A 23990-nucleotide genomic window follows, 5' to 3' on the forward strand; every position below is an offset into this window, starting at 1 on the left:
AAAGCAATTAAGCCACATAATAAAATGTGGCAGGGCTACCTGGATTCGAACCAGGGGATGGCGGCATCAAAAGCCGCTGCCTTACCGCTTGGCGATAGCCCTACAATGTCTGTTCAAAGCCCTGCTTGTTTAAAACAAGTTATCTAAGAACAGTTCTCTTCGTAAAGAGAATGGTGCGGAAGGAGAGACTTGAACTCTCACACCTTGCGGCGCCAGAACCTAAATCTGGTGCGTCTACCAATTCCGCCACTTCCGCATCTGGTAATTTTACATCTTGCGATGCTTCATCTCAAAAGAGAGAAGATGGTGGCTACGACGGGATTCGAACCTGTGACCCCATCATTATGAGTGATGTGCTCTAACCAACTGAGCTACGTAGCCATGTTTCTTGTTCTTTTTGACCATGTTCACGAGTGAACACTGTCTTGGGAACGGGGCGCATTATGCTCATACCAGCAAAAACCGTCAACAGTTTTTTTTAATATCTACCTAAAATTCGTTTGTTCGACTGTTATTTGGGCGAAATGGGCGAATGGCAAACTGAAAACCAATTTTTCATCCAAGATCGTTCAAACGCGAAAGGCTACTGATTATCATATTACTTATCGAGCGATAAAAAATAAGCTAGCATTTCTGCTAGCTTATAGTGTTAGGGCGATAAAAGCTGATGTTCGTCAGTAATTATCTTAAACGTTGAAGCGGAAGTGAACTACATCGCCATCTTTAACAATGTAATCTTTACCTTCTAGACGCCATTTACCTGCATCTTTAGCGCCGCTTTCGCCTTTGAATTCGATGAATGAATCGTATCCAATAACTTCAGCACGAATGAAGCCTTTTTCAAAGTCAGTGTGGATTTTACCTGCTGCTTGTGGTGCTGTTGCACCAACAGGGATTGTCCATGCGCGAACTTCTTTAACGCCTGCAGTGAAATATGTTTGCAGAGTGAGTAGCTCATAACCAGAACGAATTACGCGGTTTAGACCCGGTTCTTCGATACCCATGTCAGCAAGGAATTCTTCGCGATCAGCATCTTCTAGTTCAGCGATTTCAGATTCAATAGCTGCACAGATAGGAACGACAATCGCATTTTCTTTCGCTGCATATTCAACAACTATGTCTAGGAATGGGTTATTTTCAAAACCATCTTCGCTAACGTTTGCGATATACATTGTTGGTTTTACAGTTAAGAAGTGTAGGTATTCAATTGCTGCGAGTTCTTCTTTTGATAACTCGATAGAGCGAACCATACCGCCTTCAGTCAATGTTGGCAGCATTTTTTCAAGAACAGCAATTTCGTACTTAGCTTCGCTATCGCCGCCTTTCGCTCTTTTAGCTTGACGGAAAATAGCACGCTCACAAGTATCAAGATCAGCCAGCGCTAGCTCAAGGTTGATAACTTCGATATCTTCAAGAGGGTTAATCTTTCCTGCTACGTGAACAATGTTGTCATCTTCAAAACAACGTACAACGTGACCAATCGCATCAGTTTCACGAATGTTAGCCAGGAACTTGTTACCAAGACCTTCGCCTTTCGATGCACCAGCAACTAGACCTGCAATATCAACAAATTCCATTGTTGTTGGCAGAATACGTTCTGGTTTAACAATCTCTGCTAATGCAGCCAAACGCAGATCTGGCACAGGTACAACGCCGGTGTTTGGCTCGATCGTACAGAACGGGAAGTTTGCTGCTTCGATACCAGCTTTAGTTAAGGCGTTGAATAGTGTGGACTTACCAACGTTTGGTAGACCAACGATACCGCATTTAAAACCCATGGCTTGAAACCCTTTTGGTAATTATCTTCGTAGCGACCTATCTCGTTGTTATCTTTTGAAGTAACAGCAAGTTGAATCGTTATTTAAAAAGTAGTGTGTAGACTTATTCAGCTTTGAATGAATGTAGTCTGTTTTGTGCTTTGTTCAGCCCATCATTTAACAAGATATCCATGCAGCGGACTGCTTCATCAACAGCGGCATCAATACATTCTTGTTCTTTGACTGGTGCTTTGCCTAACACAAAGTTTGCAACCTTGTTTTTATCGCCTGGATGCCCAATACCAACACGCAAACGATAGAATTCTTTGTTGTTACCCATTTTGCTTATAGTGTCACGTAAGCCGTTATGACCACCATGCCCGCCGCCTTTTTTGAATTTAGCAACGCCTGGTGGTAAATCGAGTTCGTCATGAGCAATAAGGATTTCTTCCGGTTTGATTTGGAAGAAATTCGCCAAAGCAGCGACCGATTTACCTGATAGGTTCATGTATGTTGTTGGGATCAACAAGCGAAGATCCTGTCCATTGGTTGTGATCCTGCCAGTTACACCGAAGTACTTTGATTCTTCTCGTAGAGTAACATTGTGCACTCGAGCCAGTTCTTGTACGACCCATGCTCCCGCATTATGGCGGGTTTTAGCATACTCGGCACCGGGATTTGCCAGGCCAACTAATAGACGAATATTATTACTCACGCTTGTCTCTCTGGTTTTTAGCTAAAGTCTTATAGCAAAATGATCAGTTCTCAATAGTAGAGAAACGGATTAGTTTGTTATCTGGGTGCAAAACGCGCGATATGTTATACCAATCTAACGAAAATTGATACGACCTTTGTGAAGAGCAATCTGCCATTGCCACCGCCGTTGTGAGGAATGTTGCCATTTCATTGTGGAGTATTATAAAAAGTGTCTGATGGACAATTTATTTATGTCGGTCATGAAAAACGCCTCGCGTAGTGCGAGGCGTTTGGTATTTATCTTGATTCGAAAATAATTCGAATGAAGTGCTATTAGTGCTCAAACATCGCAGAAATAGACTCTTCATTGCTGATACGACGAATCGCTTCAGCAAGCATGCCAGAAAGCGTTAAGACAGATACACGGCCTGTAGCTACGATTTCTTTTGACAGTGGGATAGAGTCAGTCACGATAACTTCATCGATAACTGATTCGCTGATGTTCTTAACTGCACTACCTGAGAACACAGGGTGAGTTGCATAAGCGAATACACGTTTAGCGCCACGCTCTTTAAGAGCTTCAGCAGCTTTACACAATGTACCGCCAGTATCGATCATATCATCAACGATGATACAGTCACGACCTTCAACGTCACCGATAAGGTGCATTACCTGAGAGACGTTTGCACGTGGACGACGTTTATCGATAATTGCGATATCAGTATCATCAAGCAGCTTAGCGATTGCACGAGCACGTACAACACCACCGATGTCTGGAGACACAACAACTGGATCTTCCAGGTTTCTCGCTAGTATGTCTTCAAGAAGAACTGGGCTACCGAATACGTTGTCTACAGGTACATCGAAGAAGCCTTGAATTTGCTCTGCGTGTAAGTCAACAGTTAGAACGCGGTCAACACCTACGTTAGAAAGGAAATCGGCAACTACTTTAGCTGTGATTGGCACACGAGCAGAACGTACACGACGATCTTGGCGAGCATAACCGAAGTAAGGAATTACAGCAGTAATACGGCCAGCAGAAGCGCGGCGTAGTGCATCGATCATCACAACCAATTCCATTAGGTTGTCATTGGTTGGCGCACAAGTTGATTGAATAATGAATACGTCACTACCACGAACGTTTTCATTAATCTGAACGCATACTTCACCATCGGAAAAACGATCGACTGTCGCATCTCCTAGTGAAATGTAAAGACGGTCAGCAATGCGTTGGGCTAGTTCTGGTGTAGCGTTACCAGCAAACAGCTTCATATCAGGCACGGTGGAAACCTCAGGTTGCGTCCAAGTTGTAGTTACTGACAATCCGTAGAATGTACGTGCAGGGTTGCCATCAGGGGAGATGTATTAACACCTTTAGCGACAAATCCGTGGAGCCAGTTAGGTAATTTCTTTAAAATGGCATCAGCTTCTTGTTGTGAGCTGAATTCAGCGAACACACAAGCGCCAGTGCCAGTCAATCTCGACGGCGCGTATTCTAACAGCCACGAAACCGCCTTATCAACCTCGGGATGCAGTCTTCTGACAATTTTTTCGCAATCGTTTTCGTAAACGCCTGCTAAAAGGGCTTTCAGACTACGTTTTTCAGTATTTCTAATTAAATCGGGATGGGTGAAAATATCAACAGTTGCAATGCTTACATTGGGTTTTGTGACTAAAAACCACTTTTCTTGAGGCGTTGCTGGCAGTAATTTTTCACCAACACCTTCGGCAAATGCACTAAAACCTTTCACAAAAACGGGTACATCAGCCCCCAGTGCAAGACCAATATCAGCTAATTTATCTAAATCTAGCTGGGTTTGCCACAAGTAATTGAGCGCAACAAGTGTGGTCGCTGCGTTTGATGAACCGCCGCCTAATCCTCCTCCCATCGGTAATATCTTATCGATCTCTATATGAGCACCAAATGTCGTCCCTGTCGCCTGACGTAATGCATCGGCAGCACGATAGATAAGGTTATCTTCGGTGTTCACGCCTTCAATGGCTGGATTGATTGTGATAGCCGATGTATTGGTTGCTGTAATTGTTAATGTATCGCCATAATCCAAAAATTGAAACAGTGTTTGGAGCTCATGATAACCGTTCGGTCGTTGCCCTGTAATGTATAAAAAAAGGTTCAGTTTTGCAGGGGAAGGCCAATGTGTTTGACGATTAAAAATAGGGGTGCAATTTGATTGATTATTCACAGTCGTTATCATTTTTTATGTATATCCCACTCATTAATTATAAGAGTGATTTGTTGTTTGTCTTGTGTGAGCACCATGCGCTTTGGTAGCGAGGGATAAATGGAATAATCGTATTCTTGATAATCCATTTCCCATATTTGTCCATCTACCTGTTTTGCTAAGTATGCCACACGATTTTGAGGGTTAAGTTGATAAGTATCAGCAGCGGTAGGTAAACCAATCAGCCAGTCACGCATTTGTTCTATGGGCAGGTTTATTCCGGTTAATTCACGAACTAATCCTGAGGCATTAGCGCCTGAGTGTTGCTTACCATCATAATCAACTAAGGTTGTCATTTTGGGTGTAGCGTCTAACTTAAGTAATGTTTTACCAAGAAAATTGGTTAACAACAATTTGTCACTATTGGGTGTTGTTTGCCAAATCATATTGCCACCAAAACGTAATTTCGGTGCTTTATAGCCCAATTTTCCTTTGGCATCATATCGAGAAAGGTTTTCTAGGGCCTTCTCGTGAGTTACCCAATCGGTTGTCGTTGCTATTTGTGCTTGTTGCGCACAGCCTGTAAGAAGGGATAAAAAAAGTGGAAAAACGATAAAATACCATGAGCGTTTAGCAGGAATTAGAGTAGAGAATATTGGAGACATAATACAGTGACTCGATGAGTGCTTTTGCGCAAACAATAGCGTTAATTATTCGATAAGCCAAATAAAAATGTAATTTCATTGGTGTGTTTATCATAAAATTTTTTTTTGTTTAACGCGATGGATTTTTGATTTGTTTATGACATGCGGCTTCGTCTTTAATTAATATTTTATTATTATTATTCATGTTATTACATTATTTCATTGCTATTCTTTAACACTAGGCTGAAGTGGTATTATATGGGGGGATGCATGAGAAAAATGTATTTTATATTCTACAAATACGGGGTTATCTCGGAACGATTACATCTGTTGCCTTTTATTACGGTGGGGCATCAAGTAAAATCCCCCCTTAGATCTTTCACTGGCGAAGTTGGTAACCTGTCTCCATGACCCTGCTTGCATTAGGTATAAACCACAACACAGCTTCTGTCGATTTGCGTGAAAAAGTTGCTTTCTCACCAGATAAACTGAAAGAAGCGCTACAGCAGTTAGAGTCACATCCTGAGGTGACAAGTAGCATTATTGTATCTACTTGCAACCGAACGGAAGTGTATTGTGATGTAACGCATTCAGGCCCGGGTGTCATGATTGACTGGTTAGCGAAATTTCATCAGCTATCAGCAGAAGAGATTTTGCCAAGTTTGTATTTTCATGAAGAACAAGCTGCTGCACGCCATTTAATGCGCGTTGCTTGTGGGCTTGATTCGTTAGTACTTGGTGAACCTCAGATTTTAGGTCAAGTAAAGCAGTCATATTCTTCCTCGCAAGAGTATGATGCAATTCATGGCACCTTAGAAAAGCTGTTCCATAAAACATTCACTGTTGCGAAACGTGTTCGTACTGAAACTGATATTGGCGGAAATGCAGTATCAGTTGCTTACGCTGCTTGTACATTAGCCAAACAAATTTTTGAGTCTCTTTCTGATGCTACTGTGCTGTTGGTAGGGGCTGGTGAAACAATCGAACTTGTTTCTCGTCATTTAGTCGAGCAAGGCTGTAATAAGTTAATTGTTGCGAATCGAACGAAAGAGCGAGCTGCCAATTTAGCTGAAGAGTTTGGCGCAGAAGTGATTGGCTTACCAGAGATACCAGAACACTTACACCGTGCAGATATTGTGATTAGTTCAACGGCTAGCCCTTTACCAATTGTGGGTAAAGGAATGGTAGAAAAAGCCATAAAAGCACGTCGACATCAGCCAATGCTGTTCGTTGATATTGCGGTTCCCCGTGATGTCGAAGCGGAAGTGGGTGATTTAAATGATGTGTATTTATATACAGTGGATGACTTACACAGCATCATTGAAAAAAACCGAGAACAACGTAAGGTAGCCGCCATCCAAGCGGAAGCAATTATCAGTGAAGAAAGTGCAGCTTTCATGAGTTGGTTACGTTCACTGGAAGCTGTCGACAGTATTCGTCAGTATCGTTGTTTGGCCGATGATATCAAAAATGACATGCTAAGCCGAAGCCTACAAGCTATTGCTAATGGCGTGGCTCCTGAGAAAGTATTGGTTGAATTAAGTAATAAATTGACCAATAAACTCATTCATGCGCCAACCCGTGCGATGCAGCAGGCGGCTCACAATGGTGAACCGGAAAAACTGTCTGTTATTCGTGAAACGCTGGGTTTGGACTCGATTAAAGATTAATTTAAAGATCCTATGAAATCATCAATTTTAGTTAAATTAGAAACCCTAGTTGAGCGTTACGAAGAAATTCAACATCTGCTTGGCGACCCTGGCATTATCGGTGATCAAAACAAGTTCCGAGCGTTGTCTAAAGAGTACTCCCAGTTAGAAGACATTACGCAATGCTTCCAGGCTTACTTGGGTGCAAAAGATGATCTTGAAGCCGCAGAAGAAATGGCGAAAGAAGATGATCCTGAAATGCGTGAAATGGCACAAGAAGAAGCTAAAGAATCAAAAGCAAATATTCTTCGTCTAGAAGATGAACTTCAGGTGCTATTGATCCCTAAAGATCCTAACGATGATCGTAACTGTTTTGTTGAAATTCGTGCCGGTGCGGGTGGTGATGAAGCGGGTATTTTTGCGGGTGATTTATTCCGTATGTACAGTCGATATGCAGAGCGTCGTGGCTGGCGTATTGAAGTGATCAATGAAAACCGTTCTGAGCAGGGCGGTTACAAAGAAATGATTGCGAAGGTAAGTGGCGATGGCGCTTACGGCGTATTGAAATTTGAGTCTGGTGGTCACCGTGTGCAGCGTGTGCCTGCGACAGAATCACAAGGTCGAGTTCACACATCAGCATGTACTGTTGCGGTAATGCCTGAAATTCCTGAAGCAGAAATTCCTGAAATTAATACTGGCGATCTAAAAATAGATACGTTCCGTTCATCAGGCGCTGGTGGTCAGCACGTAAACACGACTGACTCTGCTATACGTATCACTCACTTACCAACAGGTATTGTGGTTGAATGTCAGGATGAACGTTCACAGCATAAGAACAAAGCAAAGGCGATGTCTGTTCTTGCAGCTCGTATCACTAAAGCTGAAGAAGAAAAGCGACATGCAGAAGAAGCAAGCACGCGTCGTAATCTACTTGGTTCAGGTGATCGTTCAGACCGTATTCGTACGTATAACTACCCTCAGGGACGTGTATCTGACCACCGTATCACCTTAACTCTTTATCGTTTGAATGAAGTGATGGAAGGGGATATGGATAGCTTGATTCAACCTGTTATTCAAGAACACCAAGCAGACGAACTGGCTGCGATGGCAGAGCAAAACTAATGCCATTATGCATCGATGCTTTGTTAAAACAGGCAACGTTGCAGTTAACCAAGGCGGGCTCTGATAGCCCGCATTTGGATGCCGCAGTATTGCTTTGCCATGTGTTAGATAAACCTCGCAGTTACTTGCTAACTTGGCCTGAAAAAGCGCCAAGTGATGAGCAATTCACGCTATTTGAGGCGCTTCTTGCTCGACGTATTACGGGTGAGCCTGTAGCGTATATCTTAGGCGAACGTGAGTTTTGGTCGCTGCCTTTAAAGGTTTCCCCCTTTACGTTAATCCCTCGTCCTGATACCGAGCGCTTGGTTGAGTTGGCATTAGAGAAAATACCCACTCAGGCATGTACCGTTCTTGATTTAGGTACGGGTACGGGCGCGATTGCTTTAGCGATTGCGTCTGAGCGTAATGATGCTCAGGTTACAGGGATAGACTTACGTCCTGAAGCCGCTGAACTTGCTGCTGAAAATGGTCAACGTCTTAATATACAGAATGCGCGTTTTTTGGCTGGTAGTTGGTATACTCCGCTTGCTAGCGATGAGCTATTTTCAGTGGTCGTGAGTAACCCCCCTTATATTGATGCAGCAGACCCGCATTTGGTGTTGGGTGATGTACGCTTTGAACCGAAAACGGCATTGGTTGCAGATAATAATGGATTAGCTGATATTCAAATCATCAGTGAGCAAGGTCGACAACATTTGCAAACAGGTGGCTGGTTGCTAATGGAACACGGTTTCGAACAGGGTGAAGCTGTACGACACATTTTACAGGAACTGGGTTATCACCTGGTCTCAACCGCGCAAGACTATGCGGGGCTCGATCGAGTCACCCTAGGTTGCTGGCAAGGATAGAGAGAAAATATTATGTATGAATCAGTAAAGCACCTTCACTTCGTCGCTATTGCACTGAGTGTGTCTTTGTTTATTGTTCGTTATTGTTTGATGATGGCGAACTCTCCGTTATTGGGAAAGAAATTCCTGAAAATCACCCCTCACGCGGTGGATACAGTGTTACTGCTAACGGGTGTCGGGCTTATATTTATTACCGGTATTATGCCTTTTACTGCTGGTGGTGGTTGGTTAACTGAAAAAATTACATGTGTATTTGCTTATATCGCATTAGGTGTTTTCACATTACACGTGGGTAAGAATAAAGTATTTAAAACATTCGCATTTTTTGGCGCATTAGGCTGGATAGTACTAGCCGCTAAGCTTGCGTTTATGAAAACACCACTTCTGGGATAATCATGTTGCAGTTTAATGATGACGAGTTGGACCAAATGACGTTGGTGGAAGGTGCTTTAGAGATCACCTCGGTTATTGATCCTAGTTTTCCGGCTGCCAGAATCCGCCTGCAATTAAAGCAACTGGCAAAAGAAGCAGAACATGCCTTGATGGATGAACCTAATCCTCATTTACGTTTGGAAGGGTTAATTCGACTCTTTTACAGAGAGTGGGGGTTTCAGGGGGATCAGCAACAGTATTTTTCTTCTGAAAATGCATTACTGGATAAAGTTCTTGAGCGCAAAAAAGGGATCCCTGTCAGCCTTGGTGCTATTTTCTTATATTTAGCCCGTCATCTTGAACTGCCCGTGAGCAGTGTTGGTTTTCCTACTCAATATATTTTAAAAATTGATTGGTATGATGGTGAACAGCAGTTCATTAATCCTTTTGATGGCGAATATATTAGCTTGCGTACATTACGCGGTTGGCTAATTGGTTATAAAGGACCATTTTGTGAGTTGAAAGATGAGCATTTAGCGACCGCAGATAATAAAGATATTCTCGCGCGTTGGTTAACGGTATTGAAAAGTGCCCTTTTGCGAGAAGAACATTATACCGATGCTTTGCGTTGTAGTGATCTTGCATTGTCTTTACGCCCTGATGATCCCCATGAAATTAGAGATCGTGGTTATATCTATCAACAATTAGATTGTAGCCATGCAGCAGCGTCAGATTACGCTTATTTTATTGAGCAATGCCCTGAAGACCCAGCGGCTGAATTGCTTAAGTTACAGGTTCAAGCGCTTAATGAAGAGCCTTTAACCCTGCATTAATTAAAACGAGAAGATAAAAATGATGGAACAAAAAACTGTTCGCGTTGGTGATATTGATGTGGCTAACGACAAGCCTTTTGTCTTGTTCGGTGGTATGAACGTACTAGAGTCTCGCGATCTTGCTATGAAGATCTGTGAGCATTATGTTGAAGTAACCAACAAGCTAGGCATTCCATTCGTATTCAAAGCCTCTTTTGATAAAGCAAACCGCTCATCAGTCCATTCATACCGTGGTCCTGGTATGGAAGAAGGTTTGAAGATTTTTCAAGAGTTGAAAGATACGTTTGGCGTTAAAATCATCACTGATATTCATGAGATTTATCAAGCTCAGCCTGTTGCTGATGTTGTTGATGTTATTCAGCTTCCTGCTTTTCTTGCCCGCCAGACTGATCTAGTTGAAGCGATGGCAAAAACAGGTGCCGTGATTAATGTGAAAAAACCACAATACATGAGCCCAGGTCAAGTGGGTAACATTGTTGAGAAGTTCGCTGAGTGTGATAACGAGAATGTGATTCTTTGTGAGCGTGGTGCGCTGCATGGCTACGATAACCTTGTTGTTGATATGCTTGGTTTCGATGTAATGAAAAAAGCATCAAAAGGTAGCCCAATCATCTTTGACGTAACGCATGCACTGCAATGCCGTGATCCATTAGGTGCAGCATCTGGTGGTCGTCGTGAGCAAACCGTTGATTTGGCTCGTTCAGGTATTGCGACGGGTATTGCGGGTCTATTTATGGAAGCGCATCCAACACCAGACCAAGCTCGTTGTGATGGCCCTTCAGCTTTCCCATTGGATAAGCTAGAACCATTCCTAAACCAGATCAAGCAGCTTGATGACTTGATCAAGGGTTTTGAGGCTATTGAAATTAATTAAGTCGTCTACTGTGTAGAGAATTGATTAATAAAAAAGGCTAAGCAGAGTATTCTGCTTAGCCTTTTTTGTTTCTATTTTAAACGATTTCGTGTGTTTACATAAAATATCACCAATACACTTAAATTGGTTGATTTGACTGGTTAGTGCTCTATTTGTGGATATATGACTTATTCGTGCAGGGAATGTTAGCTGATACAACTATGTGGCAACCAATAAAAGAGTGATATCTGTTACATCACTTTTTTGGATATTAAATACTGCTACTCCATACTTGGGCGAGAGTAAATTTTGAATTAGTAGGATATAGCGTGTCATTATCTCAAGGTATACCATTAAGTAATATATCGGCTGACCAGAGCCGTTGGAACCGTCATGATACCAGCTGGATGCTGAGCTTATTTGGAACAGCTGTTGGTGCCGGCATTCTTTTCTTACCGATTAATATTGGTGCTGGTGGCTTTTGGCCCTTGGTAATAATGGCGTTACTGGCAGGGCCAATGACGTTTTTTGCTCACCGTGGTTTGGCGCGTTTTGTTCTGTCTTCTTCTCAATCGAATGCTGATTTTACCAATGTTGTTGAAGAGCATTTTGGTGTGTCAACTGGTCGTATTATTTCTGTTCTGTATTTCTTATCTATTTTCCCTATCTTATTGATCTATGGTGTTGGGCTAACTAATACCGTTGATAGTTTTATTGTTAACCAGCTTGGTATGTCTTCCCCTTCACGCATTGTATTATCAGGTATTTTGGTGCTCGGTATGATTTCAGTGATGATGGCTGGTGAAAAGATCATGCTAAAAGTATTTGAAATTATTGTGTATCCATTAGCCTTTATTTTAGCGGGCTTATCATTATATCTGGTGCCTAGCTGGCGCTTACCCGAGATGTCGAATACATTCGATATCGGGCAGTTATCAACAACATTATGGCTAGCTATTCCTGTTACTGTTTTTGCTTTTAGTCATGCAGCCGCAATTTCTAGTTTTGCTGGCGCACAGCGTCGTCATTATGGTGACAAAGCCCTACCTAAAACGGAACAAATCTTAAAGCGCACGTCAGTCATGCTGATTTCTTTTGTGCTGTTTTTTGTGTTTTCATGCGTACTCAGTTTGAGCTCTGAACAACTGCTTGAAGCAAAAATGCAGAATGTTTCAGTGTTATCGTATTTAGCCAATGTGCATGACAGCCAATTCATTGTCGCTTTAGGACCATTAATTGCGTTTATTGCCATCTCATCTTCATTTCTAGGGCATTTTCTTGGTGCGCGCGAAAGCTTAAATGGACTGTTGCAGAAACAAACCCGATTCAGTGATAAAAATATGGACCGCTTGGGAATTATCTTTATGTTCTTTTGTATTTGGGGAGCGGCAGTATTGAACCCAAGTATCTTAGGCATGATGGAGGTATTTTCTGGGCCGATTATTGCTATGATTTTGTTTGTTATGCCAATGGTTGCCGTTTATAAAATAGAGGCATTAAAGCGGTATCGTCGTCATTTTAGTACGTACTTTATTTTAGGGATGGGGTTATTGGCAGTGTCAGCAATCGTCTTTAATCTGGTTTAATTTTACTTGCTGTGCTGTTGATCTAAAAAAAGGCTTACCAATAGGTAAGCCTTTTTGTTGTATGTGTGTCCCGTTCTGAGATAGTTTTCTACAGTTTAAAGCGGCTAATCTCTTTTTGTAGCTCATGAGATAAGTTTGATAGCTCAGCAGCTTGCTGCGCTGCTTGGTCTGCTTCTACTGCTAATTCATTAGAAACGTCGCGGATCCCTTCCGTATTACGTGTGATTTCGGCCGTTACAGATGACTGTTCTTCAGCTGCAGATGCAATCTGGGTAGCCATATCACTGATATTTGTTACTGCAGTATTAATTTGCGATAAGCTTGCTGATGCAGAATTTGCATCATCAACACTGGTTTCAGCAAGGTGACGGCTATCTTCCATGATACCGACAGCGCGACCAGTTGTTTGCTGTAAGGTTTCAATCATTTGTTGAATTTCTTGAGTTGAAGCATGGGTACGTTGGCTTAATACGCGCACTTCATCAGCCACAACAGCAAAACCACGACCTTGTTCGCCAGCACGTGCAGCTTCAATTGCCGCATTGAGTGCCAGTAAGTTTGTCTGCTCTGCAATTCCTTGAATTGTTGAAAGAATCGTATTGATGCTTTGTGCATGTGTGTTCAACTCACCAATAACTTGCGTTGCTGTTTCAACTTCACCCGCAAGGCTACTAATTGATTGCTGACTTTGTTTTACCTGCGTTGCACCATGTTCAGATACTGCAACCGTTTCACCTGAGGTTTTCGCGGTATTATCAGCATTACCTGCTATTTCTTGGGTTGCCGCCGCCATTTCATTTATTGCGGTTGCGACCATGTTGATTTCGTCTTGCTGGTGCTGGATACGAGTACTTCGCTCTTCCGCTTGGGAAGCCGTAATGTGTGATTGTTGATTCAGAGATGCTGACACTTCACTTAAACGGCTCACCATACCATGCATATTTCCGACAAAGCGATTGAAGTTAATGGCAAGCTGACCGACTTCATCATCACTACGTGGTTCAAGGCGTTGAGTCAGATCGCCTTCACCTGTCGCAATCTCTGCTAATGCATCTGAAACGCGGCTCAAATCACGGAACAAGAAGCCGACAAGCGAGGCAACTGCACCCACTACAACGAGTGTGATAATAATAGACGTAATGATTAGCTGACGAAGTAGGGATGCATGGCTCGCTTCTTCTGTCGCTTGGTCCATTTCAAGGCCCATGATCCAGTCAGTACCGGGTACATTAGCGAAATACAACAGTTTGGCTTTACCTTGAACCGTCACTTCTTCAATGCGCTTGTCTTGAATAGCAGATTCAATTGCTGGCATGCTAATTTCTTTGCTGTAATTGTTAATTGGTTTTAACAGTAGCGATTTATTAGGATGCGCTAGAAAAGTGCCATTTTGCTTGTTAATTAGCATTGCATAAGCGTTGTCACCAGCATCAAGACTAATAACATCATTGATCAGCTGATCAATTAGTACATCGGCGCCGACAACCCCAATAAATTTACCATTTTTATTTACTGGCTCGGCAATCGTAATTAGCAGTGAATTAGTAATGGCATCGAGGTATGCCGTTGTGATGATTTGTTTGCCTGCATTTTGTGCATCACGGTACCAAGGGCGAGTGCGTGGGTCATAATCTGCACGGTTACGTTCTGGATGTGAACGGAGCATATCACCAGCAGGAGTACCTAGGAATATGTCGTCAAATCCACCGGCTTTACGGGCTTGTTGTAAAAAAGGGATGACATTTTCTTCAGTGCTGTAGTCATTAAATGCACTAGCGATATCTGTTCGAATCGATACCCAATTAGAGATCCCTTCAGCAGCAGCTGCTGACAAGCTTTCTGCACGGGCATAAACACCACTACGCGTTTGGTCGAATAATTGATCTGCAGCTAACCAAGTCAAGGCAGTTGCCATGACAACAACGGCCGATAAGCTGGCACCAATGAGTTTTTGTTTTAATGATAATTTCATTTTTGGTCTCAGAGGGGAAAATGGAGTAATTCAATATAAGGTGGCGAAGTCTATAGCTATTATTTAGATTTTGCACGAAAAACTGGCGGGCATTTAAAATTTATAAAATCAACATGTTATTCTGCATTTTATTTGACGTGTTTCGCATATTTGTCAAATAAATGGCGGGGTTTAAGCATAAAAAAGCCGATGCATATAAGCATCGGCTTTTTAGGATTATTTCTATTTTTAATACTGCTTCTTTATAGCTTGAATTGTTTTATTTCTTGCTGCAGTTGATGTGACAGTTCAGATAATTCCGCTGCTTGTTGGGCGGCTTCCGTTGCTTCAATGGCTAGTTCATTAGAAACATCACGAATGCCTATTGTATTGCGAGTGATTTCTTCTGTTACCGAAGATTGCTCTTCAGCCGCCGAAGCAATTTGAGTTGCCATGTCGCTAATGTTGACTACTGCTGAATTGATTTGAGATAAACTGTCGGAGGATGCTGTCGCATCTTCGACTGTTGCTTCTGCTAATTGACGGCTAGCCCCCATGATACCCACAGCATGAGTGGTTGTTCGCTGTAATGTTTCAATCATTTGCTGAATTTCTTGCGTTGACGCGTGGGTGCGTTGGCTAAGTACCCGTACTTCATCAGCAACGACAGCAAAGCCTCGCCCTTGTTCTCCAGCTCGTGCCGCTTCAATTGCTGCATTGAGTGCTAGTAAGTTTGTCTGCTCTGCAATGCCTTGAATCGTAGATAGAATCGTATTGATACTTTGTGCGTGGGTATTTAACTCTTCAATAACCTCAGTAGCGGTTTTAACGTCTGTCGCTAAATTGGCAATTGACCCTTGGCTTTGGTGAACCTGTGCTGTCCCGTGTTCAACGACTCTGACAGTTTCACTCGATGTTTTTGCTGTATTTTCAGCATTATGGGCGATCTCTTGCGTTGCTGCCGCCATTTCATTAATGGCTGTTGCGACCATATTAATTTCATCTTGCTGGTGCTGAATACGCGTGCTGCGTTCTTCTGCCTGTGCTGCGGTTGTATGTGACTGTTGGTTGAGTGATGCAGATACCTTGTTTAATTGTTTGACCATGGTATGCATATTGCTCACAAAGCGATTGAAGTTAATGGCAAGCTGACCGACTTCATCATCACTATTGGGCTCCAAGCGCTGAGTCAAATCACCTTTTCCATTGGCTATTTCTGCTAAGGCTTGAGAGACACGAACTAAATCGCGGAACAAATAGTTAATTAACCAAGAAACAAAGAGCATGGCCAACAATGTTGCAATGGTTCCAGTCATAATTAGTTGGCGCAATAAACGCTGATGACTTGCTTCTTCTGTCTCGCGATCCATCTCAACGGCGAATAGCCAGTCACTATTGGCGATGGCATCAAAGTAAACAAGTTTGTCTTTACCTTGCTGTTGGTAGATTTCAATACTCTTGTTCTGGATTGCAGCGCCAATTGCGGTTGGTATTAATTCTGGGGCTACACTGGTAAATTTTTTCATAATTAAATTGGTATCAGGGTAGGCAATAATTTGACCTTTATTGGTCAGCAACATTGCATGAGCATTGTTGCCAACATCGTAATTGTTAATATTATTTTGTAATGAGTTTAATGGAATATCAGCTCCTACCACGCCAGATTTTTGCCCGTTTATATAAATGGGTACCGAAAAGGTAATCATTGTTTTCCCATTATCAGCACCAATGTAAGGTGATGAGATAATAACGCCATTAGCATTTAAGGCTTTGCTATACCATTCTCGTTGTCGGGCATCAAAACCTTTAAGTGCGGTGTTTTGTCCGGCAATAAATAGCTGACCCGTTAAGTCGGCATAAAATACATCGTTAAATTTTCCAATCTGTTTTGCTTGAAGCATGGCTGGCTGTAATAGCGATATATCCGTTACTTTAGATGTACTTTGAATGATGAGTTTATGGTCATCAAGCCAAGAACCAATGCTATCTGTAGCAATATTGGTGAGGCTTATTGCACGGGAGTAAATGCCATTTCTCGTTTGTGAAAAAAGTTCTTGTGAGGCAAGCCAGATCAGACTTGTCGCTATAATGCTAATAGCAATGAGTATTGAGCCGATTAACTTTGTTTTGAGGGTTAATTTCATTTTAAATATTTTTATATGGTATTGGTGACGGTATAGTACATGTTCTATACAATATAAGCACCTTGCTGTGTATGTCGGTGAAAAAAAATTCATTGATATGTGAATTGACGAAGAACCGTGTTGTCGATATGACCAGTAACAATCGTTTATTTAGATGTTTAGACGTCTAGAAGTTGACACGTATAGATGGAAGTTTTAGTCTATGACAAATTCTAAAATAGATGTCCTGTAGTCATCATGTCGAACACAACACAACAATCTATCATTAAGCCATCAGCACTTGCACTGCTGCCTTTAGGCGTGTTTCTAACCCTCTTTATTGGTGTTGGAACTTACTTAACTATGCAAGGTGTCGACTTTGCCTTTTACCAGTTGCCAGCTCCTGTTGCTGCATTACCTGCGATCGTTATTGCACTGCTACTGAGCAAAGAAAAATTAAATAAAGCAATCGAGCAGTTTTTACGTGGTGTCGGTCATAGCGACATCATTGCAATGTGTATGATTTATCTATTAGCCGGTGCTTTTGCAGCTGTTGCTAAGGCAACGGGGGGCGTGGATGCTACCGTTAATCTTGGTCTTTCAATGATTCCTGCAAGTATGATCTTACCGGGTATTTTTGTGATATCTGCTTTCATCGCAACTGCAATGGGTACTTCTATGGGTACGATTGCGGCAGTTGCGCCTGTGGCTCTGGGGTTAGCTCAAGCTGCTGGAATGGATGTCGCGCTAACGGCTGGCGTTGTACTGAGTGGTGCGATGTTTGGTGATAACTTATCGATTATTTCTGATACGACCATTGCTTCTACCCGCTCACAGGGCTGTCAGATGAAAGATAAGTTCCGTGAGAATATTCGTATTGCTTTACCTGCTGCTATTGTTGCTATGTTGGTATTCGCATTTAGTAGCACAGTTACGGAAGTACCGGCAGCGAGTGACATTGAATGGCTAAAAGTATTGCCTTATATTACGATTTTAGTGTTGGCGGTATCGGGTCTGAATGTGTTCGTGGTACTGGGTATCGGTATCTTGTTAGCGGGTGGAATTGGTCTTGTGTCGGTTGATGACTATAGCTTATCGACGTACGCAAAAGACATTTATGCTGGCTTCGGCAATATGCAAGAAATCTTCTTACTATCCATGCTTATTGGTGGTATCAGTGAGCTAATGCGCCAACAAGGTGGTTTAGCGTATTTAACGCAAATGATTAGCCGCATTATTCGAGTATTCAGTAAAGATCACTCGCAAGGACAAAACCTACGAGCAAGTGAGTTTGGTATTGCAGGTTTGGTTGGTTTAACGAATGTTTGTACTGCTAATAACACGGTAGCGATTATTGTTTCAGGTGGAGTTGCACGTGAACTAGCTGAAGAGAATGGTGTAACGCCGCGTCGTAGTGCAAGTTTGCTCGATATCTTCTCTTGTGTGGTTCAGGGCGTTCTGCCTTACGGTGCTCAAGCATTATTATTGGGGTCGGTATTTGGTTTATCACCACTTGAAGTGGTTAGCCATTCTTATTATTGCTTCTTCTTAGCGATTGCTGCCGTTATTGCTGTTTTATTGAAGCATCCTAACCGTCAATTAGCGAATGCTTAACGGTTAATGGCATTAGTACTGTTTTCATTAATTAACAGTATTTATATAAATATCAAAAGCTCTGCATTTGCGGAGCTTTTTTATGCGTGTTGCGTATACCGCGTAAATTTTGCATTTATGTAAAGTGATCCACCCAACATATTGATGAAATGAATCCGCAACTGCTGATGAATTAACTTAGACTGACGCAAGTTAAATTCTGCATGCCTTGTTAAAAATCAATAACAAGGGAGTGCAGGCAGTGGAATAAAATCAATAAAAACGATTAAGGTGGAAACCATGAAGCAACGCCTATTTGCCAAAACAGCATTGAGCGCAGCTTTGCTTGCAGTACTTTCTGGTTGTGCAAGCCAAGCTGATATCACCTCACCAGCATGGGATGCTGATAAAACATATAAGATCACTATTCTTCATACCAACGATCATCATGGTCGTTTCTGGCAGAATAAAAACGGTGAGTATGGAATGGCAGCGCGTAAAACGCTGTTAGATGAATTGCGCACGGAAGTGCAGGCTGAAGGCGGTACAGCATTGCTTCTATCTGGTGGTGATATAAACACCGGCGTACCAGAATCTGATCTACAAGACGCAGAGCCTGATTTTAAAGGCATGAATATGCTGGGTTATGATGCAATGGCATTAGGTAACCATGAATTTGATAACCCACTTGAAGTATTGCGTAAGCAAGAAGCGTGGGCTGAATTCCCAATGCTATCTGCGAATATTTATGACAAAGAAACAGGTAAGCGTTTATTCCAGCCGTATCAAATTTTTGAGCAGCAAGGGATTAAAATTGCAGTCATTGGTTTAACTACCGAAGATACGGCGAAAATTGGTAATCCAGAATATATTAGCGGCATTGATTTTCGTGATCCTAAATCGGAAGCTAAAAAGATAATTGCTGAGCTAAAAGAAACAGAAAAGCCAGACGTGATTATTGCAGCAACGCATATGGGCCATTATGAAAATGGTAACCGTGGTGTGAATGCGCCTGGTGATGTGGCGTTAGCGCGCTATGTTGATGAAGGTGATTTGGACATGATTGTAGGCGGCCACTCGCAAGAGCCCGTCTGTATGGAAGGTCCAAATATGTACAATAAAAACTTTAATCCAGGTGATGCTTGTCAGCCAGACCAACAAAATGGTACATGGATTGTTCAAGCACACGAATGGGGCAAGTATGTTGGTCGTGCGGATTTTGAATTCCAGAACGGCGAACTGGAGATGGTTAGCTATAACTTGATTCCTGTTAACTTGAAGAAAAAAGTGAAGATGCCTGATGGCTCTAAAAAGCGCGTATTTATTCAAGACGAAATCACTGAAGATCAAGATGTATTGTCTTTCTTAACACCATATCAAGAAAAAGGTCAGGATCAACTTAACATTAAAATTGCCAAGTCTAACGGTAAGTTAGAAGGTGATCGCAATGTTGTCCGCTTCAAGCAGACAAACCTTGGTCGTTTGATTGCAGCCTCTCACATGCAGCGAGCAAAAGCAGATTTTGCTGTTATGAACTCTGGCGGTGTGCGTGATTCTATTGAAGCTGGTGATATCACTTATAAAGATGTACTAACGGTTCAGCCATTTGGCAATATCGTTACTTATACCGATATGACGGGTGCAGAAGTCCTAGATTACTTAAATGTCGTGGCAACAAAGCCTGTTGATTCTGGTGCTTATGCGCAGTTTTACGGTATTTCGATGGTGGTAGAGAAGGGTAAAGTGCATGACGTTAAGATTGGTGCTAAAGCATTAGATCTTAACGCAACATACCGTTTTACTATCCCAAGCTTTAATGCTGCTGGTGGTGACGGTTATCCGAAAATTGCTGGTCATGCTGGTTATGTAAATACCGGTTTTGTGGATGCAGAAGTCTTGAAAGAGTTCTTGCAAGCTAACAGCCCTATTGATGTAAACGCTTATGCACCAAAAGGTGAAATCGTTTATAAATAAACGATATACAGATTAATGAGAACGGTATCCTATTGGCTTTTTACTATTATAAGTATTAAGCCGTAGGGTGCCGTTTTTTTATATCTTCTTGTCGTAATTATTTACCGTTGTGCTTGGACAGAGCTGTTCTCTTTACTGGTGTTGGTTGGTGGTAAGGCATATAGTAAATGGCTTAGATATCGTCATTCATCATAGGGAGTCAGCAGTAATGACACCAGCAATAAAGCTAGCTAAAAAGAAAGGGGTTCACTTTAATGTTCATCAATATGAGCATGATCCTGCCAATACTAACTTTGGTTTAGAAGCTGCTGAAGTGCTAGGTCAAAATCCGAATCTTGTCTTCAAAACATTACTATTTTCGCTTAATGGCGATCCAAAAAAGTTGGCGGTAGCCATTGTTCCTGTGTCTGGCATGTTGGATTTAAAAGCAGCAGCAAAAGCAGCTGGTGGAAAAAAAGCTGAAATGGCTGATCCGCAGATTGCAGAGAAAACAACAGGCTATATCGTGGGAGGAATTAGTCCATTAGGGCAAAAGAAGCGATTACCTACTTTTTTAGATTCATCAGCCCAGCCGTTAGAAACAATTTGTGTGAGCGCGGGGCGTCGCGGCTTAGAAATTGAACTTGCACCTAACGATTTATTGTCGCTAACGTCTGGTCAGTTTGCTTTGATTGCAAAAGAGTAGCGAAAAATAGATGAAGAGTCATAACCTCAATTTATTACGTACTTTACAAGTACTGCTTGAAGAGTGTCATGTTAGTCGTACTGCTGAGCGTTTACATATTACCCAATCAGCAGTGAGTCGGCAGTTAACCCAATTGCGTGAAGTGTTTAACGATACCTTGTTAATACGTGAGGGAAATAGACTATTGCTGACACCACGTGCTGAAGCCTTAAAGTTGAAGTTAGGTTCCCTTTTGGCTGAGTGCAATAGTTTGTTTGAACCTGTCACCTTTCAGCCAGAACAATGGCAGGGTAAAGTGGTACTATCGTCTTCTGATTATGTCGCGCAATATATTCTTCCTGAAGTGGTTGAGCATTTACGCGAGCACGCTCCACTCGTTAGTGTCGCTTATCAATTGTGGTCACCCAAGCAGTTTGAACAATTAGCCGATCTCGATATTCAATTTGTCTCTACCATGCTATCCGCCATTCCTGATGGTTTATGCGGCGAACCGATTGGGGCTGACTATCCTGTGTGTGTGATGCGTTCTGATCATCCACTCGCGACGGCAGATACACTGCAATTAAATGATTTTTTGTCTTACGATCATGCATCAGTGACTGGCGGGGGAGATAAAGACAGTTTTGTTGATCGGTGTTTAGCTGAAAAAGGATTAAGTCGACGAGTTAAGCTTTCGGTGCCTTTTTTTACTTCAGCGCTTAATACTATTTGTCGCTCTGATATGTTGCTGGTGATCCCTGAGCATATTGCTGTGAATATGATGCAACTCTTTCCTATCACCTATTTCCCCCTGCCAATATCTGTGCCCGAGCATAAATATTGGTTACTTTGGCATCCTAAATATAATAATGAACCGTCCCATCAGTGGATGCGATCATTACTTTTAACCACGATGCGAAGCTCTATGTATTCAATGCCTATGATTAATAGTCATGAGGGAGATGAATTGTTTTGATTTCTAATTATAGCCATTGCTTGTTAATTTACCGCCATGCAAAAGGAGCAAAAGCATGACACTGAGTATTTGGTTTTCGTTATTAATGATTTGTATGTTGGGGGCGATGTCGCCGGGACCAAGTTTAGCGGTTGTGGCTAAACATAGCCTTGCGAGTGGAAGGCTGCATGGTGTTGTTACATCGTGGGCGCATGCAATCGGTGTTGGTGTGTATGCATTACTCACCCTATTGGGTTTAGCGGTGGTATTAAAGCAATCACCTACTGTATTTACATTTATTTCTTATGCAGGGGCGGCTTATTTAGCTTACCTTGGGGTAAATGCACTGCGCTCGAAAGGTGGTGTGGCAGCGAAACTCTCTGCGGGTAAAAAAGCACGCTTACGTGAAGCTGCCCGTGATGGTTTGATGATTTCATTGTTAAACCCCAAGCTGGCTTTATTCTTTTTAGCGCTATTCAGTCAGTTTGTTGCTGTTGGTACTGAAATAACCAGTCGTTCCATCATTGTAGCCACGCCATTATTGGTTGATGGTTTATGGTATACCTTTATTGCTTTTGTGTTATCGAATCCGAAAGTATTGGATAAGTTGCGTACTAAAGCTAAGTTGATCGACCAATTGTCTGGTGTTGTTCTTATTCTTTTGGCAATACGAGTGGTTATTCAAGCGTAGAGAGCAGTGAAATACAATTGAATATATAAGTTTATACAATAAGAAAGGCTTTCTGGAATACGACTCAGAAAGCCTTTTTTATGAATTTTTTTAGCCTTTAGCCTTAACGTTGTCGCTTTTGATGCTTCTCACGATTGTCGAGTTTTTTGGCTGGGCTTTTCTTCAGCATTACATAAGTTGCTCCGTTACCGCCATGCTGTCGAAGTGCTGAGTGAAAACACATGATGTCAGATATTTGCTCTAACCATGTTGCGACATGACTCTTCATCATTGCTGGTGGATCAGAGCGCTCGCCCTTGCCATGAATGATAACGGCAGTACGAATATCCATGCGTTGGCATTGTTTTAGAAATTGTAGAATTTCATCTCGTGCCTGCTTTAAGGTTTTGCGATGAAGATCTAAGCGAGCTTGTATTTCGTATTTTCCAAGCCGTAGCTTTTTAAAAACACCTTCCTGAACGCCATCTCGTTTGAATTCAATAATATCTTCAGGCTTTCGCATTATGACGTTATCAAGTGATAAATATTCAGGATCACTTTCAGTAAGGGTTTGAGCTGCTATTTGCCGTGCTAAATGTGTTTCTGTTATTTGGTGTTTTTGAGTGATTTCAACTTGATCTTGTTCGAGTGGTGAAACATCGGCCATCATCTCTCGAAAGAGATCTAATTCATTGTTATCTGACATGATGCTTTGGCGTTAAGGGGCGATGAAATGATTATACGAGGCAATCTGGGAAGGATAAAGATAAAATAAATCCAGGATCAATACCGACAAGTTGATCCTGGCGCAAGTAAAATGTTTTGCGAAATGGCTCTAGTGAGGAGAGGGTGCTGACAACACTTTGTAAACAAAGTAGCCGCCAAAAAATAGCATTAAACCCAACGTAATAAAGATGACGATCATTGAAGAGAGCCCTACAGCGTTACCAAATAGAAGATCCAGCCAAAAATCCATGTGCTTTCCTTAAAGTCGTGGGTTAGTGGTTACAAGATAATCAATGAATGAAAACGTTATGATGATTTGGATCAATGGTTGGCAAGATGTTTAATTTGTGTTTTTAATGATGTGTTTTAGATCACTTAAGTGACGGTGTTTCCACTAGTTTGTGCGATTGATGAGCAACTGAATCTAGAATAAAAAAAAATGGCTTGTAAAACTTGCTTAATATTCCGTGCTGAGTATTATAGGCGACCTCAACAGCACTCCTGTTGATTATGTCGGTGAATAGTAGAGCTTGGTAGCGCATCCTGATTTTAGGTATAGCGGACCAGAGGGTCCGGGGGTAAACCTTAACCTTGTTTAGCCTCTTCACTGATAATTATTATTTCTATTGGATGCAAGTCGGATAGAATCAATCTGGTAAGATTTAAAATATACAATGTCGGTGAATAGTAGAGCTTGGTAGCGCATCCTGATTTTAGGTATAGCGGACCAGAGGGTCGGGGGTAAACCTTAACCTTGTTTAGCCTCTTCACTGACCACTATTATTTCTATT

21 protein-coding genes and 3 tRNA genes are annotated in these 23990 nt (G+C 42.0%); 12 read left to right on the plus strand and 12 right to left on the minus strand.

Annotated elements, in window-relative coordinates:
* Positions 1 to 27 precede the first annotated feature (27 nt).
* The 8 genes from C9J12_RS27840 to lolB all read right to left on the minus strand — a co-directional run bounded on the left by C9J12_RS27840 (position 28) and on the right by lolB (position 5301).
* A tRNA-Gln gene (locus tag C9J12_RS27840) sits at positions 28 to 102 on the minus strand.
* 69 nt (positions 103 to 171) lie between these two features.
* A tRNA-Leu gene (locus C9J12_RS27845) sits at positions 172 to 256 on the minus strand.
* 48 nt (positions 257 to 304) lie between these two features.
* Positions 305 to 381: transfer RNA gene (locus tag C9J12_RS27850), tRNA-Met, on the minus strand.
* A gap of 305 nt (positions 382 to 686) precedes the next feature.
* Positions 687 to 1778, minus strand: a complete 1092-nt coding sequence (gene ychF / locus C9J12_RS27855) for a redox-regulated ATPase YchF (protein ID WP_107246261.1) — start codon at positions 1776 to 1778, stop codon at positions 687 to 689.
* 103 nt (positions 1779 to 1881) lie between these two features.
* Positions 1882 to 2472, minus strand: a complete 591-nt coding sequence (gene pth, locus C9J12_RS27860) for an aminoacyl-tRNA hydrolase (protein WP_006232754.1) — start codon at positions 2470 to 2472, stop codon at positions 1882 to 1884.
* A gap of 314 nt (positions 2473 to 2786) precedes the next feature.
* On the minus strand, positions 2787 to 3734 hold the full coding sequence (locus C9J12_RS27865; RefSeq protein WP_146150124.1) for a ribose-phosphate pyrophosphokinase: 948 nt from the start codon (positions 3732 to 3734) through the stop codon (positions 2787 to 2789).
* A gap of 32 nt (positions 3735 to 3766) precedes the next feature.
* Complete coding sequence (gene ispE / locus C9J12_RS27870) at positions 3767 to 4669, minus strand: 4-(cytidine 5'-diphospho)-2-C-methyl-D-erythritol kinase (RefSeq protein ID WP_107246264.1); 903 nt, start codon at positions 4667 to 4669, stop codon at positions 3767 to 3769.
* Positions 4666 to 5301 (minus strand): lipoprotein insertase outer membrane protein LolB, encoded by a 636-nt coding sequence (gene lolB, locus C9J12_RS27875; RefSeq protein ID WP_107246267.1) that lies wholly within the window; start codon positions 5299 to 5301, stop codon positions 4666 to 4668. The genes ispE and lolB overlap by 4 nt, the downstream gene beginning before the upstream one ends.
* Positions 5302 to 5687: 386 nt before the next feature.
* Here lolB and hemA point away from each other — a divergent pair, with 386 nt between their 5' ends.
* The 7 genes from hemA to C9J12_RS27910 all read left to right on the plus strand — a co-directional run bounded on the left by hemA (position 5688) and on the right by C9J12_RS27910 (position 12543).
* Positions 5688 to 6950 carry a glutamyl-tRNA reductase gene (hemA, locus tag C9J12_RS27880; RefSeq protein WP_107246270.1) on the plus strand — a complete coding sequence of 421 codons (1263 nt, stop codon included), beginning with the start codon at positions 5688 to 5690 and terminating at the stop codon, positions 6948 to 6950.
* Between the two features lie 12 nt (positions 6951 to 6962).
* Positions 6963 to 8051, plus strand: a complete 1089-nt coding sequence (prfA, locus tag C9J12_RS27885; protein WP_107246273.1) for a peptide chain release factor 1 — start codon at positions 6963 to 6965, stop codon at positions 8049 to 8051.
* Complete coding sequence (prmC, locus tag C9J12_RS27890; RefSeq protein WP_107246276.1) at positions 8051 to 8899, plus strand: peptide chain release factor N(5)-glutamine methyltransferase; 849 nt, start codon at positions 8051 to 8053, stop codon at positions 8897 to 8899. The genes prfA and prmC overlap by 1 nt, the downstream gene beginning before the upstream one ends.
* Positions 8900 to 8911: 12 nt before the next feature.
* Positions 8912 to 9292 (plus strand): SirB2 family protein, encoded by a 381-nt coding sequence (locus C9J12_RS27895; RefSeq protein ID WP_107246279.1) that lies wholly within the window; start codon positions 8912 to 8914, stop codon positions 9290 to 9292.
* 2 nt (positions 9293 to 9294) lie between these two features.
* Positions 9295 to 10104, plus strand: a complete 810-nt coding sequence (locus C9J12_RS27900) for a SirB1 family protein (protein WP_107246282.1) — start codon at positions 9295 to 9297, stop codon at positions 10102 to 10104.
* A 19-nt stretch (positions 10105 to 10123) separates the two neighbouring features.
* Positions 10124 to 10978, plus strand: a complete 855-nt coding sequence (gene kdsA / locus C9J12_RS27905; protein ID WP_006232765.1) for a 3-deoxy-8-phosphooctulonate synthase — start codon at positions 10124 to 10126, stop codon at positions 10976 to 10978.
* 308 nt (positions 10979 to 11286) lie between these two features.
* The gene (locus C9J12_RS27910; protein WP_107246285.1) at positions 11287 to 12543 is read left to right on the plus strand and encodes an aromatic amino acid transport family protein; all 1257 of its coding nucleotides are present in this window, start codon (positions 11287 to 11289) and stop codon (positions 12541 to 12543) included.
* 88 nt (positions 12544 to 12631) lie between these two features.
* On the opposite strand, the gene C9J12_RS27915 is transcribed toward C9J12_RS27910, so the two are convergent.
* Positions 12632 to 14515 (minus strand): methyl-accepting chemotaxis protein, encoded by a 1884-nt coding sequence (locus C9J12_RS27915; RefSeq protein WP_107246287.1) that lies wholly within the window; start codon positions 14513 to 14515, stop codon positions 12632 to 12634.
* A gap of 242 nt (positions 14516 to 14757) precedes the next feature.
* The gene (locus tag C9J12_RS27920) at positions 14758 to 16638 is read right to left on the minus strand and encodes a methyl-accepting chemotaxis protein (protein ID WP_107246290.1); all 1881 of its coding nucleotides are present in this window, start codon (positions 16636 to 16638) and stop codon (positions 14758 to 14760) included.
* Positions 16639 to 16875: 237 nt separating this feature from the next.
* Here C9J12_RS27920 and C9J12_RS27925 point away from each other — a divergent pair, with 237 nt between their 5' ends.
* From C9J12_RS27925 to C9J12_RS27945, 5 genes are all read left to right on the plus strand, one after another.
* Positions 16876 to 18231 (plus strand): Na+/H+ antiporter NhaC family protein, encoded by a 1356-nt coding sequence (locus C9J12_RS27925; RefSeq protein WP_107246293.1) that lies wholly within the window; start codon positions 16876 to 16878, stop codon positions 18229 to 18231.
* Positions 18232 to 18510: 279 nt separating this feature from the next.
* Complete coding sequence (ushA, locus tag C9J12_RS27930; protein WP_107246296.1) at positions 18511 to 20184, plus strand: bifunctional UDP-sugar hydrolase/5'-nucleotidase UshA; 1674 nt, start codon at positions 18511 to 18513, stop codon at positions 20182 to 20184.
* Positions 20185 to 20392: 208 nt separating this feature from the next.
* Complete coding sequence (gene ybaK, locus C9J12_RS27935; RefSeq protein WP_107246299.1) at positions 20393 to 20869, plus strand: Cys-tRNA(Pro) deacylase; 477 nt, start codon at positions 20393 to 20395, stop codon at positions 20867 to 20869.
* A 10-nt stretch (positions 20870 to 20879) separates the two neighbouring features.
* Positions 20880 to 21824, plus strand: coding sequence for a LysR family transcriptional regulator (locus C9J12_RS27940; protein WP_107246302.1), 945 nt, complete (start codon positions 20880 to 20882; stop codon positions 21822 to 21824).
* Positions 21825 to 21879: 55 nt separating this feature from the next.
* Positions 21880 to 22494 (plus strand): LysE family translocator, encoded by a 615-nt coding sequence (locus C9J12_RS27945; protein WP_041394476.1) that lies wholly within the window; start codon positions 21880 to 21882, stop codon positions 22492 to 22494.
* A 103-nt stretch (positions 22495 to 22597) separates the two neighbouring features.
* Here the strand turns inward: C9J12_RS27945 and smrA are convergent, their stop codons facing one another.
* Entirely contained in the window at positions 22598 to 23179 is a 582-nt protein-coding gene (smrA, locus tag C9J12_RS27950) for a DNA endonuclease SmrA (protein ID WP_107246305.1), read from the minus strand.
* 129 nt (positions 23180 to 23308) lie between these two features.
* Positions 23309 to 23449 carry a DUF3149 domain-containing protein gene (locus tag C9J12_RS27955; RefSeq protein WP_006232775.1) on the minus strand — a complete coding sequence of 47 codons (141 nt, stop codon included), beginning with the start codon at positions 23447 to 23449 and terminating at the stop codon, positions 23309 to 23311.
* Positions 23450 to 23990: the final 541 nt, after the last annotated feature.

This window comes from Photobacterium frigidiphilum (assembly GCF_003025615.1).
Taxonomy (GTDB): Bacteria; Pseudomonadota; Gammaproteobacteria; order Enterobacterales; family Vibrionaceae; genus Photobacterium; species Photobacterium frigidiphilum.

Excerpts from the sequence above, each read along its gene's own strand:
- ychF (WP_107246261.1), bottom strand. The coding sequence starts at position 1,778 with ATGGGTTTTAAATGCGGTATCGTTGGTCTACCAAACGTTGGTAAGTCC.
- ispE (WP_107246264.1), bottom strand. The coding sequence starts at position 4,669 with ATGATAACGACTGTGAATAATCAATCAAATTGCACCCCTATTTTTAAT.
- lolB (WP_107246267.1), bottom strand. The coding sequence starts at position 5,301 with ATGTCTCCAATATTCTCTACTCTAATTCCTGCTAAACGCTCATGGTAT.
- hemA (WP_107246270.1), top strand. The coding sequence starts at position 5,688 with ATGACCCTGCTTGCATTAGGTATAAACCACAACACAGCTTCTGTCGAT.
- prfA (WP_107246273.1), top strand. The coding sequence starts at position 6,963 with ATGAAATCATCAATTTTAGTTAAATTAGAAACCCTAGTTGAGCGTTAC.
- prmC (WP_107246276.1), top strand. The coding sequence starts at position 8,051 with ATGCCATTATGCATCGATGCTTTGTTAAAACAGGCAACGTTGCAGTTA.
- C9J12_RS27895 (WP_107246279.1), top strand. The coding sequence starts at position 8,912 with ATGTATGAATCAGTAAAGCACCTTCACTTCGTCGCTATTGCACTGAGT.
- C9J12_RS27900 (WP_107246282.1), top strand. The coding sequence starts at position 9,295 with ATGTTGCAGTTTAATGATGACGAGTTGGACCAAATGACGTTGGTGGAA.
- kdsA (WP_006232765.1), top strand. The coding sequence starts at position 10,124 with ATGATGGAACAAAAAACTGTTCGCGTTGGTGATATTGATGTGGCTAAC.
- C9J12_RS27915 (WP_107246287.1), bottom strand. The coding sequence starts at position 14,515 with ATGAAATTATCATTAAAACAAAAACTCATTGGTGCCAGCTTATCGGCC.
- C9J12_RS27920 (WP_107246290.1), bottom strand. The coding sequence starts at position 16,638 with ATGAAATTAACCCTCAAAACAAAGTTAATCGGCTCAATACTCATTGCT.
- C9J12_RS27925 (WP_107246293.1), top strand. The coding sequence starts at position 16,876 with ATGTCGAACACAACACAACAATCTATCATTAAGCCATCAGCACTTGCA.
- ushA (WP_107246296.1), top strand. The coding sequence starts at position 18,511 with ATGAAGCAACGCCTATTTGCCAAAACAGCATTGAGCGCAGCTTTGCTT.
- ybaK (WP_107246299.1), top strand. The coding sequence starts at position 20,393 with ATGACACCAGCAATAAAGCTAGCTAAAAAGAAAGGGGTTCACTTTAAT.
- C9J12_RS27940 (WP_107246302.1), top strand. The coding sequence starts at position 20,880 with ATGAAGAGTCATAACCTCAATTTATTACGTACTTTACAAGTACTGCTT.
- C9J12_RS27945 (WP_041394476.1), top strand. The coding sequence starts at position 21,880 with ATGACACTGAGTATTTGGTTTTCGTTATTAATGATTTGTATGTTGGGG.
- smrA (WP_107246305.1), bottom strand. The coding sequence starts at position 23,179 with ATGTCAGATAACAATGAATTAGATCTCTTTCGAGAGATGATGGCCGAT.
- C9J12_RS27955 (WP_006232775.1), bottom strand. The coding sequence starts at position 23,449 with ATGGATTTTTGGCTGGATCTTCTATTTGGTAACGCTGTAGGGCTCTCT.